This is a genomic window from Vibrio sp. 1562 (genome assembly GCF_033340155.1).
GTDB classification, from domain to species: Bacteria; Pseudomonadota; Gammaproteobacteria; order Enterobacterales; family Vibrionaceae; genus Vibrio; species Vibrio alginolyticus.
On the sequence record NZ_JAWOVY010000011.1, the window covers coordinates 38,896 to 57,179 of the forward strand.

At 44.8% G+C, this 18,284-nt stretch carries 16 protein-coding genes and 1 riboswitch; of the genes, 10 read left to right on the forward strand and 6 right to left on the reverse strand.

The genetic code is table 11. The features are described from left to right. Positions 1-18: 18 nt before the first annotated feature. The 4 genes from R7Z49_RS13300 (at position 19) to R7Z49_RS13315 (ending at position 3,634) form a co-directional block, all read left to right on the forward strand. Entirely contained in the window at positions 19-765 is a 747-nt protein-coding gene (locus tag R7Z49_RS13300) for an ATP-dependent zinc protease (protein WP_158173762.1), read from the forward strand. A gap of 11 nt (positions 766-776) precedes the next feature. After that, the gene (locus R7Z49_RS13305) at positions 777-2,282 is read left to right on the forward strand and encodes an inactive transglutaminase family protein (protein WP_005378389.1); all 1,506 of its coding nucleotides are present in this window, start codon (positions 777-779) and stop codon (positions 2,280-2,282) included. 3 nt (positions 2,283-2,285) lie between these two features. Continuing rightward, positions 2,286-3,254 (forward strand): alpha-L-glutamate ligase-like protein, encoded by a 969-nt coding sequence (locus R7Z49_RS13310; protein ID WP_005378387.1) that lies wholly within the window; start codon positions 2,286-2,288, stop codon positions 3,252-3,254. 227 nt (positions 3,255-3,481) lie between these two features. Next, the gene (locus R7Z49_RS13315) at positions 3,482-3,634 is read left to right on the forward strand and encodes a hypothetical protein (RefSeq protein WP_165401733.1); all 153 of its coding nucleotides are present in this window, start codon (positions 3,482-3,484) and stop codon (positions 3,632-3,634) included. Between the two features lie 143 nt (positions 3,635-3,777). Here the strand turns inward: R7Z49_RS13315 and mukB are convergent, their stop codons facing one another. Genes mukB through cmoM form a run of 4 tightly spaced genes read right to left on the reverse strand, consistent with a single transcriptional unit; the run spans position 3,778 to position 11,081 of the window. After that, positions 3,778-8,241 (reverse strand): chromosome partition protein MukB, encoded by a 4,464-nt coding sequence (gene mukB / locus R7Z49_RS13320; RefSeq protein WP_258490000.1) that lies wholly within the window; start codon positions 8,239-8,241, stop codon positions 3,778-3,780. A 2-nt stretch (positions 8,242-8,243) separates the two neighbouring features. Next, positions 8,244-8,969 carry a chromosome partition protein MukE gene (gene mukE / locus R7Z49_RS13325; RefSeq protein WP_005378379.1) on the reverse strand — a complete coding sequence of 242 codons (726 nt, stop codon included), beginning with the start codon at positions 8,967-8,969 and terminating at the stop codon, positions 8,244-8,246. Then, the gene (gene mukF / locus R7Z49_RS13330; protein WP_005378378.1) at positions 8,950-10,287 is read right to left on the reverse strand and encodes a chromosome partition protein MukF; all 1,338 of its coding nucleotides are present in this window, start codon (positions 10,285-10,287) and stop codon (positions 8,950-8,952) included. The genes mukE and mukF overlap by 20 nt, the downstream gene beginning before the upstream one ends. A 2-nt stretch (positions 10,288-10,289) precedes the next feature. After that, positions 10,290-11,081, reverse strand: a complete 792-nt coding sequence (gene cmoM / locus R7Z49_RS13335; RefSeq protein WP_031778994.1) for a tRNA uridine 5-oxyacetic acid(34) methyltransferase CmoM — start codon at positions 11,079-11,081, stop codon at positions 10,290-10,292. Positions 11,082-11,195: 114 nt separating this feature from the next. Between cmoM and elyC the strand changes: the two genes are divergently transcribed. Further along, on the forward strand, positions 11,196-11,981 hold the full coding sequence (elyC, locus tag R7Z49_RS13340) for an envelope biogenesis factor ElyC (protein ID WP_005378371.1): 786 nt from the start codon (positions 11,196-11,198) through the stop codon (positions 11,979-11,981). 71 nt (positions 11,982-12,052) lie between these two features. Here elyC and torR read toward each other — a convergent pair whose 3' ends face one another. Further along, complete coding sequence (torR, locus tag R7Z49_RS13345) at positions 12,053-12,763, reverse strand: two-component system response regulator TorR (protein ID WP_005378370.1); 711 nt, start codon at positions 12,761-12,763, stop codon at positions 12,053-12,055. 266 nt (positions 12,764-13,029) lie between these two features. Here torR and torD point away from each other — a divergent pair, with 266 nt between their 5' ends. The 5 genes from torD (at position 13,030) to R7Z49_RS13370 (ending at position 17,377) form a co-directional block, all read left to right on the forward strand. After that, complete coding sequence (gene torD, locus R7Z49_RS13350) at positions 13,030-13,677, forward strand: molecular chaperone TorD (RefSeq protein ID WP_005378369.1); 648 nt, start codon at positions 13,030-13,032, stop codon at positions 13,675-13,677. Between the two features lie 468 nt (positions 13,678-14,145). Further along, positions 14,146-15,150, forward strand: coding sequence for an HTH-type transcriptional repressor PurR (gene purR, locus R7Z49_RS13355; RefSeq protein ID WP_005378368.1), 1,005 nt, complete (start codon positions 14,146-14,148; stop codon positions 15,148-15,150). Between the two features lie 287 nt (positions 15,151-15,437). Further along, positions 15,438-15,527: riboswitch (cyclic di-GMP riboswitch) on the forward strand. A gap of 116 nt (positions 15,528-15,643) precedes the next feature. Then, positions 15,644-16,234: a TfoX/Sxy family DNA transformation protein gene (locus R7Z49_RS13360; RefSeq protein ID WP_005390721.1), complete on the forward strand. Its 591-nt coding sequence runs from the start codon at positions 15,644-15,646 to the stop codon at positions 16,232-16,234. Between the two features lie 115 nt (positions 16,235-16,349). Next, the gene (locus tag R7Z49_RS13365) at positions 16,350-17,036 is read left to right on the forward strand and encodes a TVP38/TMEM64 family protein (protein WP_256955052.1); all 687 of its coding nucleotides are present in this window, start codon (positions 16,350-16,352) and stop codon (positions 17,034-17,036) included. A 20-nt stretch (positions 17,037-17,056) separates the two neighbouring features. Then, the gene (locus R7Z49_RS13370) at positions 17,057-17,377 is read left to right on the forward strand and encodes a hypothetical protein (protein ID WP_005390719.1); all 321 of its coding nucleotides are present in this window, start codon (positions 17,057-17,059) and stop codon (positions 17,375-17,377) included. A gap of 37 nt (positions 17,378-17,414) precedes the next feature. Here R7Z49_RS13370 and R7Z49_RS13375 read toward each other — a convergent pair whose 3' ends face one another. Then, the gene (locus tag R7Z49_RS13375) at positions 17,415-18,218 is read right to left on the reverse strand and encodes an alpha/beta fold hydrolase (RefSeq protein WP_006742124.1); all 804 of its coding nucleotides are present in this window, start codon (positions 18,216-18,218) and stop codon (positions 17,415-17,417) included. Positions 18,219-18,284: the final 66 nt, after the last annotated feature.

An 18,284-nucleotide genomic window follows, 5' to 3' on the forward strand; every position in this document is an offset into this window, starting at 1 on the left:
CCAATCCCAAGGTTTTCAATGTTATTACGATTGACCCCGATTGTTGCCTTCGCCTTACTATCTGGATGCTCACTAACCAAAGGCGAACAGTACCACCAAGAAACGTTAGCGGCGATTCAAAATTCAGAAGCGAATGTCAATAATCGCATTACCAACCTAGAGCTACAGCTCAGCAACCAATCGGACTATATCGACAGCCTTGAAGAACAAGTCGATAAACTACAGGTTGAACTTCTTACATTTCGCGATGAAGCAATGGCAGAAGTAAAAAAACCGAAAGAGCCGATTATTGTCCAATCTCCCGCTCCTGTGGAACCAACCCCAACTCACGATATTGTCCTTGGCTCTATCGAAAAGGTCACTGTAGAGTCGATTAAGCAAACTTTTGATGCACGTATCGACACTGGTGCCGCGACGTCGTCTTTAAATGCCGTTGATATTGAAGAGTTCGAAAGAAATGGCAAAAAATGGGTCCGATTCCACTTAGCAGACACCAGTAAATCCGAAGAAGAGAAAAGTACTTGGATCGAAGCTCCTGTCATTCGCTACGTCAAAATCCGCCAGGTTACCAGTGAAGAGTTAGAACGCCGCGCTGTGGTAGAACTTTGGGTGCGCGTTGGAAAAATTCATGAAAAAGCGCAATTTACGTTGGCAGATCGCTCACATATGAACCATCCTATTTTACTGGGTAGAGAATTTATGCGCGACATAGCACTTGTCGATGTAAGTCGTACCTATATCCAAACGGACGAAGATAAAAAATAATAAGGTAGATTATGACGTCAAAAATACCGTTTTACCTTTCTATCATCTTATTGGTGATTGCGGGCATTGCTCTGAGTGTTTTCAGGCATGAAAACTACGGCGTGCCTTGGACGCCAGGCGAAACTCGCCAGGTGTGGGATGTAGAAGCTCGTATTGAGTTCAATGCTAACGGCAACGAAGTAAAAGCGTCACTTGCAGCACCTCATACACAAAGTGGTTACACACTTATCGGTGAATCTGCTTCCTCATCAGGTTATGGCGTTTCCTACATCAATGACGATTCAGGCCGTCGTGCAGAATGGTCAATTCGCCAAGCTCAAGGGCCACAAACCATATACTACAAAGCCCAGTTCTTAGTAGACCCTCAGGCTAAAGTCACTCCTTTACCGCCAACGGAAGACATTACGCCACCAACGCTATCAGCACCACAAGCAGCAGCGGCAAATGCCCTTATCGAACGTGCGATGAGTCGCTCAGCCGATAATGTGACGTTTACTCGTGAGCTTATCAAAGCGCTTAATGACCCAGATAGCCAAAACTCGTCGCTACTACTGAACGATTTCAGCCGTACTGATGCACTGCATAATATTTTGCTTACCGCAGGTATACAGAGCAAAACCGTCGGTGTTATCGAACTAGAAGATGGTCGTCGACGCCAAACAATTCAACCAATGGTTCAGGTTTGGTCAGGTAAAGATTGGGTACTGTTTTCGCCAAAATCCGAACAAAAAGCAGTGAAACCCAACTTGTTAGTGTGGGATGAATCAAACGTATCCTTACTTGACCTTGTTGGTGGTAAAAATAGCCAAGTGCATTTCTCGATGATTAAGCAAGAAATGACACCACAACAAGCTACAAACAACAAAATAGAAGCAGATGGATTACTGAATATTTCAATTCATAGCCTACCTTTGGAAGAGCAAGCGATGTTCAAAACCATCATGCTCATCCCTATTGGTGCTCTGATCGTTGTGTTCTTGCGTGTGATTATCGGCCTGAAAACATCCGGTACCTTCATGCCTGTGTTGATTGCCGTTGCTTTTGTTCAAACTCAACTATTAACGGGTATTGTCGGTTTCTTGCTAATTGTAGGTACAGGCCTGATTATTCGAAGCTATTTGTCTAGGTTGAACTTATTGCTGGTAGCAAGGATATCTGCGGTCATTATTACCGTTATTATGATCATCTCGGTGTTCACCGTTGTTGCGTTTAAAATGGGCTTAACAGAAGGCCTAACAATTACCTTCTTCCCTATGATCATCTTGTCTTGGACGATTGAACGTATGTCAATCCTATGGGAAGAAGAAGGTGCGAAGGAAGTTGCTCTGCAAGGTGGTGGTTCATTGCTGACAGCGGTATTAGTTTACCTTGCAATGACGAACTCATACATTCAACACTTAACCTTTAACTTCATTGGTCTACAGTTGATTGTTCTGGCCGGTATTCTATTACTAGGTACTTACACAGGTTACCGCCTCACTGAGCTACGACGCTTCAAACCACTAGCGGAGGACTAAACGATGTTCGAAAGTTTTACTTCGCCGTCTAAGCTTCGCCATAAAGGCATTATGGGGATGAACAAGCGTAACCACAGCTATATTGGCCGTTACAATGATCGTTCTAAATACCCACTTGTCGATGACAAGCTAAAGACCAAAATTATTGCACAGGCAGCAGGAGCAACAGTTCCTGCCCTGATCGGTGTCATTCACAACCAAGCTGAAGTTAAGACTATCCACAAAATGGTTGAGAACTGGCCTGGTTTTGTAATCAAACCTGCACAAGGTAGTGGCGGTAAAGGCATTCTGGTTGTTACGTCTCACAAAAACGGGGTATATACCAAACCCTCCGGCTCTACAATTGGTAGGGATGAGGTCGAGCGTCACATTAGTAATGCGCTTGCTGGCCTTTTCTCTCTTGGTGGTAAAAATGACGTTGCTGTGGTTGAAAACTTAATCAAGTTTGATGACTGTTTTGATGGCTTCAGTTATGAAGGCGTACCAGATGTTCGGATCATCGTATTTAAAGGTTATCCAGTTATGGCGATGATGCGCTGTTCTACAGCGGCTTCCGACGGCAAAGCAAACCTTCACCAAGGTGCCGTAGGAGTAGGCATTGACATCGCGACAGGTAAAGCCGTCAGAGCGGTGCAGTTCGATCATCCAGTTACTCATCACCCTGATACAGGTAAAGACCTTTCGACCCTTCAAGTACCGCATTGGGAGCGCTTGCTGGAGCTTGCGTCAAGTGCCTGGGAAATGACAGGTTTGGGATACATGGGTACGGATATGGTGCTGGATAAAGATGAAGGACCTATGGTTTTAGAGCTTAACGCTCGCCCTGGTCTGGCAATCCAAATCGCTAATGGTGCAGGCTTGCTTCCTCGTTTGAAACACATAGAGAGCCTTGGCACACCTGCTGAGTATCCAAAACCGATTGAACGCGTCGCTTACGCGGCAGAGCAGTTCGGTGTGAAGCCGTTGTTCTAACCCTCCGACATAATGTTCGTTATTACTCGCCAGTAATTGTCATGATTACTGGCGTTTTTGTTCCCGCATCCAAAAACCTTGCAGTTGCTCTCCTTATTAAACACATCCTTCTCATATATAAGTTGAATCAATGATCGAGCTAACAAAATCAACATAGATCGTTTCTTTTCTACTTTGCCTTTTGAGTATGATGAGAGCTCCCCTTACTCAACTTGAGAGGTTGGGAAATGCTAATAAAACAAACAAACAATGATGAACCAGAGCTTGAAGAACAAGAGAGCTTAGACCAACACCTACAACGCTTGTCTGAGCTTTCTGTCCAAGCACTTGAAGAGCTTGCTGAAATGATCGAAGTCAGGGACGATATTCCAGAGGAATAAACGTCGCTTCCTCATTAAGTTCCGCTAATAAGCCGAGACTGCCGTCCTACAGTCTCGGCTTATCTTATGTAGTTCGAAGCCTGCCTCGCAAACAGATACAAAAACGCCCGCGTTCATTGCGGGCGTTTTATTAGATTCGGAGTTTACGATTCAAACTCTTCAATCATCTCTTGCGCTTCAGTCTTAGGCTTATCCGTTTGACCAAAACCACGCAGACCAACTACGTGTACGTGCTCGTGGTCTTTAAACACCTTACGCACCAGTTTGTAGGTCGTACCTTTCTCTGGGCTGATGTTTTCAGGTGCCGCGATGAGAAGCTGCATATCCAGACGGTCACACAATTCGAACAATGTCGCGATCGATTTCGCATCCAGACGCGCGGCTTCATCCAAGAAGAGCAGACGACAAGGCACAATGTCTTTGCTGCGTAGACGACGAGACTCTTCTTCCCAGCTTTGAACAACCATAAGAAGGATTGACTGACCGGTACCGATCGCTTCACCTGTTGATAGCGCGCCAGACTCAGCCTGTAGCCAACCATCTGTACCACGGTTCACTTCTACACTTAGCTCTAGGTAGTTACGGTAATCCAGTAGCTCTTCACCCAGAACTTGAGGTGAACGTTGACCCATATCGATGTGTGGGTTCACGCGTTGGAACAGTTTCGCCATTGCTTCAGAGAAGGTAAAGCGAGTCGATTCAAACAGGTCTTTATGCTGCTCTTGCTGTGTCGCTAGGCCGCTCAGTAGCACTTCGTGACTTTCGCGGATCTTCACGTTCAGACGTACGCCCTTCACCTGACCGAACGAAATATTCGACAGGCCTTGGTTCAGCATACGAATACGATTTTGCTCACGCTGAATCGTCTTCTTAATGATGCTCGCTACTGACTCAGAGCTGATCGCTAAGCGGTTTTCACGTTGGGTTAGCTCTTCCGTTAGACGCGCTAGCTCAACTTCCATCTCTTCGATCGCTTCAACTGGATCATCAGTACGGATGATATCCTGACGAATGCGCTCGCGAAGATGTTGGTAAACCGCGATGTAGAACAGAACTTTACGCTCTGGACGTGCATTGTCTTCTGATAGACGCAGCGCATCACGCAGGTCGTCATTGTTCGCAACCGCTAGACGCAGCGCACCCAGTGATTTATCCGACATCGAACGCAGTTCATCCGCTGACATGTAAGCCAGTTCACGCTTGTGTAGACGACGCTCAACATCGTTCTCACGCGCCAAACGAAGTACTGAACACCAGCCGGCTTTCGCTGCAACAACAAAGGTACGCAGCTCAACGTATTCTTTCTGAACTTTCTTCAGACGTTTCGCCAAGCCTTTCATCTCGAGTTCAGTAGAGGTGATCGTGCGCTCGTATTCGCTCTTACGGCTGCGAGACGTGTGTAGACGCTCGTGCAATTCGTCACGACGACGCATTGCGCGCTCTTCTGCACCTTCGTCAGCGTTCACGCCAAACTCTTGAAGCTCTTGTTTGAACTCTTGAACCGTTTCCAGTTTCGCTTGGTGTGAACTCTTCAGAGAAGCCAATACTTGGTTGTATTGGTTCATTTGACCTTGCGATTGCTTCAACTCTTCACGAGAGCGAGTACGCATTTGTTCAGCTTGAACCAGTTTAGCTTTTAGCTGCTCACTCAGTTCGCTACTCTTGTTCAGTAGGTCTACTGAATCTGAGTAAGCGAAGTAGTGACGACGTTCAACGAGATCCGAGAGTGCAAAGATTTGCTTCTTAAGATCTTGTAGCCGCTCGTCTGCCGCTTTGTATTCTGCTTCTAGTGCATCGAATTGCTCTGGGTCAGCATCAAGCGCAGACGCAATATTCTCTAATTGCGTGACGGCTTTTGCATGGTTGTTTAAGAAGTTTTTTGCCTCTGCAAGCTGAGCGATTTTCTCTTCTAGCTCATCAAAACGCGCTTGCAATGACTCATCTTCAACAAGCACCATGTGTGACGCTAGCTTGTCCAGAGAAGACAACGCTTGCTTGCTGGTTTGAAGCTGAGAACGTTGTTGTTGCTCTTTCGCATCCAGATCCGCCAACACGCGAGCAATTTGGTTACGCTTATCACGAATAGTTGCCAGTGCTTGTTCTGGATCGGCGTCAAAAGCAACCTGAATGTGGTTAGACACAAATAGGTTAAACGCTTGGTACAAGCGCTGCATTTTCTGAGAATCAAACGCCGCTTTCGCGTGTTTCTCTACCACTTCTTCTCGTTCGTTACGCAGCAACTCTAGACGCTGCTCACGTGCCGCACGGCCAAACAATGGGATCTCAGGCAAGCGAGAGTAACGCATTTGGCGATCGTTCATACGAACGCAAACCGCGCCCTCTAACTCTTCTGCATCGAACGAGCTGTCATCAAAGGCATCGATGTCACCTTCAATGATGTACAAGTCTTCTGGACAGTCGTCTAGCTCTACCAGTTTTTCTTCGATGCCTGACAAGTCAGAAACAACGATAGCGTGACGAGCCGGACCGTACATCGCACTGAAGTAAGGCGCGTCATAAATCGTGATGTCATCGTAGATCTCAGACAGCAATACACCGCCCAGCGTATCTGCCAAACCTTTCAGGCGAGGGTCATTTGAACCACCAGGAGAAGCAAGACGCTCAATCTCAGCGTCTAGCTGGCTACGGCGCTCAGCAAGCTTATCTTTAGCTAAAGACAGCTCCCTTTCTTGTTCAAGGACAACTTGCATGTGGTTCATTACCGCATGGCGATCCTCAAGCTCTTCACCGCTCTGCTCTCTCAGTTTCTCTAGCGCATCGTTCGCCGCAATCCAAGCTGGTGCTATTGCTTCAAGCTTACTGATTTCTGCCACCGCGTTTTGCTCTAGACGGCGCTGTTCACCACGCTGATCACGAACTTCTTCTTGAGCTATCTCTAGTGATTCGATTTGCGTCGCATGACGTTCACGTTCTTGTTCAAACGTAACCTCATCGGTTAGTTCAACGTGATATTGCTTTTTGTATTCAGCAACCAGTTCACGTGCTTGACGCTGCTGGTTAAGGCTGCGTTCGAGATCACGGTGTTGTGCTCGCCATTGTTGTTCGTTTTGTGCAATTTGTTGTGACTCACGCGCTTTCGCAATTGCGGTTTTCGCATGTTCAGACGCGTCTTTGCGCTCAACTTGACCAACGATGCTTTGTACTAGTTTAAGCGCGGTTTCAAACTGCTCTGCCGCTGCAGAAGACATGTCCAGCTTGTGCTTAACCGATAGCAACGCATTGGTGTTTTCTGATTCTTTGCTCTTAAGCTCAGAGACAAGCGCTTGAGCCGATTCCGCCGTTAGGCTGTCATCGCCAAGTAGCTTCTTCGCTTTCTCCAGCGCTTGAACTGCTTGTTGATATTGAAGGGCGCGAGTTTGCTGAACGTCAAGAGCTTGCTGGTAATCAGCAAGTTGCGTCTTAAGGCTATCCACCTCTTCTTCTGCAACGGTAGCTTGCTCTTCAGCCATCATCACGCGTTCTTGCGCTTCTTCCACTACCATCATTTGTTCTTCAAGACGCTCGCTCAGCTCTTCAAGATCTTCTTGGTAGCGTTCGATCTTCTCTTGCTGACGCAGCGCGTTTTGCACCAGTTGCAAGTGATCAGAAGCCGCTTGGTAGTCTTGCTCTAAAGAAGATTCTGATTCGATCAGCAGTTCCAGCTCTTCTTGAACGCGGTTAAGCAGATTGTTTTGCTCAATCAAGGTCTCGCGAGAACCAAATAACTCTGAACGCAAAGACAATGTCTGTTCTAGTTTTTTACGACGCTCGTTAGCATGGCGCATATAGTCCGCTGCCACGTAGTTAGTCGACTCTGTGATCAAGTGTTTGAACAAGTCACGGTCTGCTTGCGTAGTTTTGATCGCTTCTAGCGTCATGCGGTTTTCACGCAGCGCCGATTCCATATCTTGGAACGCTTTCTTCACGCCGCCGTTTTGTGGCAGAAGGTAGTCACGTAGCGAACGGGTAATCGCACTTGAGATACCACCGTAAAGCGATGCTTCGATCAGGCGGTAGAATTTAGAACGGTCACCAGAGTTACGCAGTTTCTTCGGAATCACACCGAATTCAAACATTTGTGCGTGGTAATCCACGATAGAAGAGAAGGCTTTAAATTGAACGCCTTCAAATTCTGCGATTGATTCTTTTACTTCATTGATTTGACGTACACGAGCTTGAGTCGCAGATACGCTTTCAACCAAGATATCTGTTGGTTTCACATGGCTTGGAAGACCTTGGATAACAAACGGTTTGATGTCTACTTTCTTATCACGACCCGCAACTTGCTGCAGTTTTACTGCGAACAATAGGCGTTGGTTACGTGAGTTCACCACATCTAGCGCCGCATAACATGCGCCCGGCTGTAGCTTACCGTACAAACCTTTGTCGCGAGACGATTGGCTGCTGCCTGCTTCTGTGGTGTTACGGAAGTGCAGTAGCGTTTGGTCAGGAATCAATGCGGTGATGAACGCCGCCATTGTGGTTGATTTACCTGCACCGTTACCACCTGATAGCGTGGTGACCAGACCATCGATGTCAAACGTACGGGCAAAGAAGCCGTTCCAGTTGACCATGGTCAGCGATTGGTATTTACCGCGTTCAATCATGCTCATGCTTCACCCTCTTCTGTCGTTTCTTCTTGGGCTTGGTCGTCTTGATCTTCTTCAGACAATAGGCTGCCTTGGCTTGGCTCTTTGGTGTGCACTACTGCTTCACCATCACGGATCAGACGCAGTTGCGCTTCACGCATGTCATCGCCAATACGTACATCGGCACCAAAGCGGAATACCGCTTCACTGATGCTGAACTTACCGGTTTCACCGATGTTGATGATCATGCCTAGGCGACGCAGACGACGAAGTGACGTACGTACTTTTTCAAACAGCTTTTCTTTATCAAGGTCAGAACCGGTAGCACGGTTCGTCACTAGCTTCATCAGCTTATTTTCATCTGCTAGAGCAAGCAGTTCGTCGTACAGCTCTTGGTTAGTGAAGATGCCTTCGTGCGCAAGACGCTCTGGGCTTAGATAAAGGAAACACAGTACCTTACCCACCAGCATATCCAGTTCAGAAAGAACACTACGGCCAATCAGAGACGTTGAACGAGGACGAAGGTAGAAGAAACCTTCTGGCGCTTTCACCAATTCGGTGTTGTAGCGTTGGTAGAAAGAAGAAAGCTCAAGTTCGAAATCCGACAACAACGCGTGATTGTCTAGATCTTCACTTGAGATATGACGCCCTGCTCGAAGCATGCTGTCTAGCGCTGGGAACAGAGGGTTAGAAATTGCTTTTGCCAGATTCTCTGACATGTATTCATTAGTATCGGTCGATGACATTCGCTTGTACCTTTGCCCCAAATTCGTTGATTGCTTTCCAGTCTGGTTGAATCGCTTGGTAATCCGATTCTGAATACCCTAGACGTACAGCTTGATCGACGATAATGCGAGCTAAATCAAAATGATGAGTGTAAGGGTGCTGTGCAAGGTAATCTCGCAGTACCACACTCAAATCGATTGGTGTGCCTTGATCTTTATGCGCTTTCAGCATGTCACCAATTCGCTCTGCCAACTCATCATTGACTTGTTGAAACTCTTCGTATTCTACTTCCATCGGAACTTGACCCGTGACCTCGTCATCACGCAGTACTAGGGCCTCATCACGAAGGTCGGAAAGCCTCTCCGCATCTGCATAAGTCAGATACCAAGGCGCATCGAAGTAATCTTTGACAGATTGACGCAGACGCGAGCTAAACGCACGATTCTTATCCATATCGATTGCAGTACGGATAAACTTGTGCACGTGTCGGTCGTAACCAATCCAAAGGTCGATAGCTTGCTGGCCCCAGCTTGTGATTCGGTCCAGCTTCATTTGCAGACCAAACAAGGCTTCTTCGATAAACTCCAGCTCAGGGTCACCGTAAACAATTTCTTGAATATCGAGGATCTGAGTTTGCAGTTCATCACTGGCGGCTTGCAGCGTATCTTGAAGTTCACGCAACGTGCTTGATGTTTCTGACAGTAGCGCTTCACAGTTGTTGATCGCTTCACGCCAGTCTTTGTTAAGCAGATCAGCAATCTGTTGTTTAACAGACTGTTGCTGCTCATCCATCACACGTTGGTTAAGGTCGATTTGATCGAAGATCTCGCCTACAGAATATTTCAAAATTCCGTAAACGTTTTTCTTCCAGTGGCCCGGAGTGCCACCCTTTTGTGCAGCTTCAATCGCTTTTGCCATTTCATCCGCTACCATCGATAGCTGGATAGAAAGACGCAGTTTCGAGAACTCGCGATGACGCACGTAGTAGTCGGTAATTCCTATCGCTAATGGCGACAAGCGGTAAATGCTCGCTCCGTCAGTAATCTCACTGACAAAACGGCTCATAAGACGCTGCTTAACCATCTCGTTGATGGCATTGTTCGCACGGAAAGCCGAAGCTTCGCCGGTCTCATCAAAAAGTCGAGTGACGATGGCAAATGCGTCGTGCAATTCACCTTCACCCAATTCTTCATCGAACCTTTCATTACTTAGTACAGCGATAGCAATCAAAAATGCCAATCGCTCAGTGGTCAGGTTCAACGAGAAATCGTGCTGCTTAACCCAGCCAACCAACTCATCGATTGGTTGCTCTGCAGCATTGAGAGTCATCTCACTCATCGTTATTCCTGTTTATCGTTCTTCTTAGCCCACACGTGTATGTAGCGGCCTAATGAGAGGTATGGCTCTTGTCGACAAAGTTGTTTTTCTAGCGCCAACACATCTTCAAACTCGTAATCGCCCATGTATTGCATATTGCCTATGTAATCACTGAAGGAACGAATACCAGATTTGCCACAAATACTAAAACCAGAATCTTCTATCCATTGATAGACCTCTTCGGGTTTTAGGCCTTTCTGTGGCTGTAGTTTAAATCTTTTCCGGTGAGGCATGCCGTCTAAAATATGAGGAATGTTGCCACAAACCACATTTTTATAGACTAAACCGTGGTGGTTGTAGAACATGACTGATGCGATGCCTCCCGGTTTTACTTGCTCTAGAACTGTTTCAAGTGCGGCCTTAGGATCAACCAGCCACTCCATCACAGCGTGGAACATAACCAGATCGACCTGTACATCCATATGTTCACCGATGGATTGGACAGGCGAATGAATCAGGCGATACTGCTCAAGCAAACCGTTTTTTTCAATATCCTGCTTAGCCAACTGCAGCATTTCCGAAGATAGATCACATAAAGCGATTCGATGTCCGAGCTTAGCAAGCTTTTGCGACATTTGTGCCAAACCACCACCAGCGTCTAACACTTCTAGGGGTTGCTGGTCAGCATCTAATTCACTTAGAATCTTTAGAAAATCTTCCCACACAATGATTTGGCGGATCTCCCCTTTATCGGAGCCGTAAATATTTTTTGCAAATTTGTGGGCGATATCGTCGAAATTGCGGTCTTCTGTCACTTCTGCTGAGTTATCATAACGGATTGTGCCGCTATTCTGGCACAAGGAAAGCAGGAATAAAGAGGGATACCCTCATTTTTATTATCAATTGATGTTTTTTCGGACTATTTATGTATGTTTGAGCTGAAAAAAGTAGTGTCAGCCATGCTTATGCCCCTTCCGGCATTGCTGCTGATAGGCTTGTTGGGTCTTGCTCTCATTAGTTTTACTACAAAACGTAAAACTGGCTGCTTCGTTGTTCTATTCTCTTTTGTTGGCATTTTTCTTGTTGCCTTCCAACCTGTTTCAACCAAGCTTCTTATGCCGTTAGAGCGAGAGCATAAAGCCTTTTTGCCAGTTTCTGGCACCATCGACTACGTGATGGTTTTAGGGAATGGTCATGTTATCGATGACGAAATTCCACCCACCTCGCAGTTAAGCCGTGCAGCATTAATGCGCTTAACTGAGGGCATTCGTATTTTAAGAATGTATCCAGGCGCGAAATTAATCTTATCCGGCTATGCTGGCGGATCTGAAATTAGCCACGCGAGAATGATGGCGAACGTTGCCCTTGCGTTGGGAGTCGCGAAGTCCGATATCATTTTATTAGAAGATGCGAAAGATACGTGGGAAGAGGCGCGTCAAGCGGCTGCATTCGTTCAACAAAAGGAGATTGTGTTAGTCACTTCTGCGAGCCACATGAGCCGTGCATTGTATGAGTTCAACGCAGCAGGCATTAAACCAATCCCAGCCCCGACCAACTTCTTAGCTATTAGAGAGATAAGTCAACCTTGGGATAAATACTCACCTAAAGCGCGTTACTTAGAACAAACAGAGCTTTATTGGCATGAGTACTTGGGCAGTATTTGGCAAAGGTTGCGTGATACTGTCGGCCAAACACCAATGGTTGAAGCAAACTAGTATTATCTTGAAGCCACAAAAAAGGAGAGCCGAAGCTCTCCTTTTCTTTTTACTACTGAGTTATGTTCAAACTAGTCACCAGCAAACATATAGCCTTCGCCGTGCACCGTTACAAAAATCTGTGGGTTCTTAGGATCGAACTCCATTTTTGCGCGCATACGTCGAATAAGAACATCAATGGTGCGGTCATTCGGCGCATCCACTCGATGGCTAATCATGTTCAAAATACGCTCACGACTTAACACCTGGTTAGGGTAAGACGATAATGCCACCAAAAGTTCATACTCTGCTTTAGTTAGTTTTACTGGCTCACCGTTGCGGCTAAGTGCGCGACGTTGAATGTCGAATGTCCACTCCCCAAAGCGCACAATGTGCTCTTCACTGGTTTCATTCGCTTTCGAGCTGCCACTACGCGCTGCTGAAATACGCCACAGCAAGTTTTTAACGCGAACTAACAGCTCTCTCAGTTCAAAAGGTTTTGTCACATAATCGTCAGCACCCATTTCTAGGCCTACGATTTTATCAATGCTATCCGTGCGTCCTGTTACTAATATGATACCAATATCCGATTGGCTACGTAACTCACGAGTAAGCATCAGGCCGTCTTCACCAGGCAGGTTAATATCCAGCATGATCAGGTCTACATCGCCCGCTTGCAAAACTTCACGCATTTCTGCGCCACTCTCTGCTTCGCTGACTTGGTAGCCCTCATTTTGGAAATATCCCGCAAGCTTACTACGAGTTACAACATCATCTTCTACGACTAATACGTGATAGCTCATTTACACCACTTTTCTGTCTTCTTATTATCCAAGACGTATTCTATTCATAACTAGTAACATTTCTAGTCATAGATACATTAAAACGCAAGATTTAGCGTTTTTATTGATTCAAAACAAGCTTGCCCATTGCTATTAATAAACGGTCATTTTTGACCATAAAACATAACAATTATAGTTACTGCTATTCATTTTAATTGATTACACTTAGGGGATATCCCTAATTGACTTTGTGATGCATGACTTGAAGCATCATTCAGGAGCCCAAAATGCAAGAAGTGAAAGCTTTTAATGAAAAACGCGCTGAAATTTACTGGTGGTTTTCGAGCTTGTTCGCAAAAGAACTAACAGAGAAAGAATTGGAAGCCTATCACAGTGTTGAAATTCGCAGTTTTCTCGCAGGTTTAGGTGAAAATGAGTCGCTAAAACCAGCCGTTGATAGCCTAGTTGATGCATTGAATCGGTTACAAGATCGTGAAGATGCACAACTAGAGCTTGCAGCTGACTTTTGTGAACTGTTTTTGAAGACAGAAAAATACGGCGCTCTTCCTTACGCATCCATGTACATTGGTGAATCAGGTTTACTGAATGACAAGCCAGCTGAGGAAATGGAAAAGTTGATGGCTGAATTTGGCGTTCAAGTAGACGAAAACCTAAAGGAACCTGCGGATCACTTAGCCGTTGAGCTCGACTTTCTCGGGAACATGATTATCCGCTCAAACGAGCTTGAACAAGAAAAACACATGGAAGAAGCCTTCGTTAAACAAAACGACTTTATCCAGCAACAATTGATGTCTTGGTTACCTCAGTTTTCAGACAAATGTAAAAAATTCGACGAATTTGGATTTTACTCGAGTGTCGCGAAACTATTAGTTGCATTTTGTAAACTAGACAGCGCCTACCTTCTTGGTGAATAATTGCCGCCTATTTTTAGGGAGCCTGCCTATCGGGCTTCCTGTATGCCTGAAAGTGACCAATTGTAAGTAACTTGGGTATAATATTCGTTTGCCTTAACTTAGCGCAAAGACGCTTGGTTATTTAGCAGTCAAAATGTGACTTCAAATACACAAATCTCTTGCTGAAAACATTGCTAGTCAGTCCACATAGGGCTAAAATGTGAGCGCAAACGATTAAATATGATTTATATGTAAACCGCTGAAATATAGCGGTTTTTGTGTTTTCTTAACAGGTTGATGGCAATTTCTCATCAGATAGAAAAAAGATAAAATTCATCGACCGATGCTGCTACGTACCCTTTTGTCGCACTTGGATCAACCGCTGCCGAGACACTTAGCGCCAATTTTATATTGCTAGGTGTGAAACCATTAGAGCATCAGGTACATCCAATACGACATATTTCAGTAGCTCGATACAGGACACCATTTATGGCCACGATAAAAGACGTTGCTCGCTTAGCCGGCGTTTCCACTACGACAGTTTCGCACGTTATCAATAAAACGCGTTTCGTTGCAGAAGCAACGCAAGAAAAAGTAATGAAAGCCGTTGACGAGCTGAATTACGCGCCAAGTGCCGTTGCACGCAGCCTAAAATGCAACTCAACTCGTACGATTGGCATGTTAGTAACTCAATCAACTAACCTATTTTTCTCAGAAGTGATTGATGGCGTTGAGAGCTACTGTTACCGCCAAGGCTATACTCTGATTTTATGTAACACAGGCGGGATTTACGAAAAACAACGCGATTACATTCGTATGCTGGCTGAAAAGCGCGTTGATGGCATCCTAGTGATGTGTTCTGACTTAACCGAAGAACTAAAAGAGATGCTTGACCGTCATGCGGACATTCCTAAAGTGGTCATGGATTGGGGCCCAGAGAGCTCACAAGCAGACAAGATCATGGATAACTCAGAAGAAGGTGGCTACATTGCAACCAAACATCTGATTGACAATGGTCATACGGATATCGCTTGTCTAAGCGGTCATTTTGAAAAGCTTGCTTGCCAAGAGCGCATTGCAGGTTTCCGTCGCGCAATGAGCGAAGCGAACCTAGCTGTAAATGAAGACTGGATCCTTGAAGGTAACTTTGAATGTGATACGGCCGTATTAGTTGCAGATAAAATTACCGCAATGGACAAGCGCCCGACGGCGGTATTCTGTTTTAACGACACAATGGCTCTAGGCCTAATGAGCCGCTTGCAACAAAACGGGATCAAAATTCCTGAAGATATTTCAGTGATCGGCTACGACAACATCGAGCTTGCGGAATACTTCTCTCCACCGCTAACGACTATCCACCAACCTAAACGTCGTGTTGGTAAAAATGCATTCGAAATTCTACTTGAGCGTATCAAAGATAAAGAACACGAAAAACGAATTTTCGAAATGCAACCTGAGCTTGTAATTCGAAATACTGTGAAAAAAATGAACTAAATTTCACTGTATTTAACACGGTTAAATAAGCGCTCTACAGGGGCGCTTATTTTTTTGGAAAAATTAAGCATTCTCTAATACTTCACACCACTCTAATAACAATTGACTAACGTTAACTCCCTGTTTTATATAAATGTAATATATATTAAGAACTCCTTTTCAAAGGCCAATTTGCACCTTTCCATATGCAAAATAGAGCATTCAATCTATCATTTTTATTGAACCGAAATCACACTTTTAACGCTAAACCGTGATGTTAATTCAATATACGAAGTATGCTCATTCTGTCACGCACAGGGCAAACCATTCGAAAGGGTGGGACGCAAAGCCTCCGGCCTGAACCATAGTACTATATGGAAGGTAGCGGGGTTACCGATGGCAAGTGTGCAAGCGATGACTTTACCCTGTAATGACATTGCTTTTGCGCATGTTTGCTACTCTCTCGGACCTGACTTTTGGTGGCGTAATATTAATTACACCGAGATAACAAAACATGGATAAACCGATACTCAAAGACTCTATGAAGCTATTTGAGGCACTTGGTAATATCAAGTCGCGCTCAATGTTTGGTGGCTTCGGACTATTCGCTGATGAAACAATGTTTGCACTAGTTGTAAATAATCAGCTTCATATAAGAGCAGACCAACAAACTTCATCTGACTTCGAGAAACAAGGGCTAAAGCCTTACGTTTATAAAAAACGTGGCTTCCCAGTCGTTACTAAGTACTACGCAATTTCCAACGATTTATGGGAGTCTAGCGAACGCTTAATCGAAGTAGCTAACCAATCGTTGAAAAAGGCAAAGCTTGAAAAAGAACAGCAAGCAACTACAAAGCCTAATCGCTTAAAAGATTTGCCTAACTTACGACTGGCGACTGAACGCATGCTAAAAAAAGCAGGCATTGAGTCAGTAGAAAAACTGGAAGAGGAAGGTGCACTTAACGCTTATAAAGCGATAAGAGATACGCACTCTGCAACCGTCAACATTGAGCTGTTATGGGCACTAGAAGGGGCTATTAACGGTACTCATTGGAGCGTTGTACCTCAAGCTCGCCGAGATGAGTTGATGAACGGCCTCCAATAAAAGTCGGCCTTAAAAACTATCTTGTAAAACCGCAGTCTAATCTGCGGTTTTTTTGTGAAATTTTTTCGACTTTCCTTCTGTCTTATTACATATATCCCAAATTGGAATCATAAATATGAATAAGAAACTGATGTTAGGCCTAATCCTGGTCGCGATCATTATCTTTTTAGGCGTTAACTTTAGTCAGTATTTAACGTTGGAAAATGCAAAAGCCCAACAAGAAGCGCTGACCACATACATCGATCAGAACTTTGTTTTTTCGGCAGCTATTTACTTTTTTGCCTACATTGCAATTACCGCTTTTTCTATTCCTGGGGCAGCTGTGGTTACATTACTTGGTGCGGCTCTATTTGGTTTTTGGACGAGCTTATTACTGGTTTCTTTCGCCAGTACTATGGGTGCAACACTAGCATTTTTAAGCAGCCGATATTTGCTGCGTGACTGGGTACAAAACAAGTTTGGCAATAAGTTAATCGCAATTAACCAAGGCGTCGAGAAAGACGGAGCATTTTATCTATTTTCCTTACGCCTCATTCCGGTATTTCCTTTCTTTCTTATCAACTTGTTGATGGGCTTAACGCCAATGTCTGTAGGTCGATTTTATCTTACTAGCCAAGTAGGTATGTTGCCAGGCACTGCAGTTTACTTAAACGCCGGTACTCAGTTAGCCACAATTGAAAGCCTGTCAGGCATTGTTTCACCTGCGGTATTGGCCTCTTTTGCATTACTGGGGCTGTTTCCAATCATCACTAAATGGGTTATGAATAAAGTAAGGCCAACACCGAGTCAGCAAAACTCATAATTAGTAAGTGGACGTGTTTAATGAAAATATTCATTGCTAAAAACCCAGCAGAAGCGCATATCGTGTGCGAATTATTGAAAACCGAGCAAGTCTATTGTGAAGTCCGCGGAGAAGGTATTTTCGGTTTAAAAGGAGAGCTGCCGTTTAGTGATGATACCGATCCTTATGTCTGGCTTTTTGACGCCAAACAACAAGTAAAAGCAGAAGGAATAGTACAAGCCTACCGCAAACAATCCGATGGAAATGAGTATCAAGATTGGCAGTGCCCGAAGTGCCATGAGGTAAACGAGGGGCAGTTTGGTGCTTGTTGGCAATGTGGACATCAAATAGGGGAGCCTTAATAACTCCCCTACTCCTACTCAATCGATTTATTCAGCGCTATGCAGAAACCGTTTGCTGCTTAATAAATTCGATGGAATGTTGATTGAAATCTTCAGGGCGCTCAACATTACAAACATGACCACAGTTGGGGATCTCTCGTAAAACACTAAGCTTATGCGCCGCAACCATTTCTTTAACAGGCTTAATAAACATGTAATCTCTATCGCCCATTAAATAGAGTGTGGGAATGGGTAACTCTCGATCTTTAAAATACTTCATTAAAGGATTTACATCAGCAGCAAGAATAAACCAACGTTTAAATTCTTTTTGGCAAAGCTTCTTGGCCTCACGAATAAAAAGATGGCGAGACTCTCGCTGGCTTCTCTGTGGCATAACAATGTACGCAAAAAGTTTGTAGAGCCACATGTACGGCAGAATGTGCTTACAAAAATTACCTAATTTAACCAATATTTGAGAACGAGTATTGAGCCTTGTGACAGCGCCACCGAGCACCATTGAACGCACGCGCTCTGCTGATAATTCAGCAAGGTTTCGAACAATAATGGTACCAAGCGACATACCGACAAAATGAGCGGATTGGATCTTTAAATGGTCCAATACTTTCAAAATATCTTGGGTAACTTCCGTAAAGGTATAACGGCTGGCAATGAGCTCTTTAAGTAACTGATTTGACTTTCCATGACCTCTTAAATCGATCAGCAATAAGTTAAAATGTTGCTTGTAAGCTTTGATTTGCTTGAACCAGATAGAAGAGCTACCGCCAGCACCATGCACAAATACAACCCACTCATGACTAGTAGGGTGCAAATAGGTTTTATGAAAAAGTAGCGGCTGGGTCATATTCAAGTATCAAAAAGGTCGTGCTATTGAGTAAAAAGCCATCCTATCACACTCCCCTTACTCAAG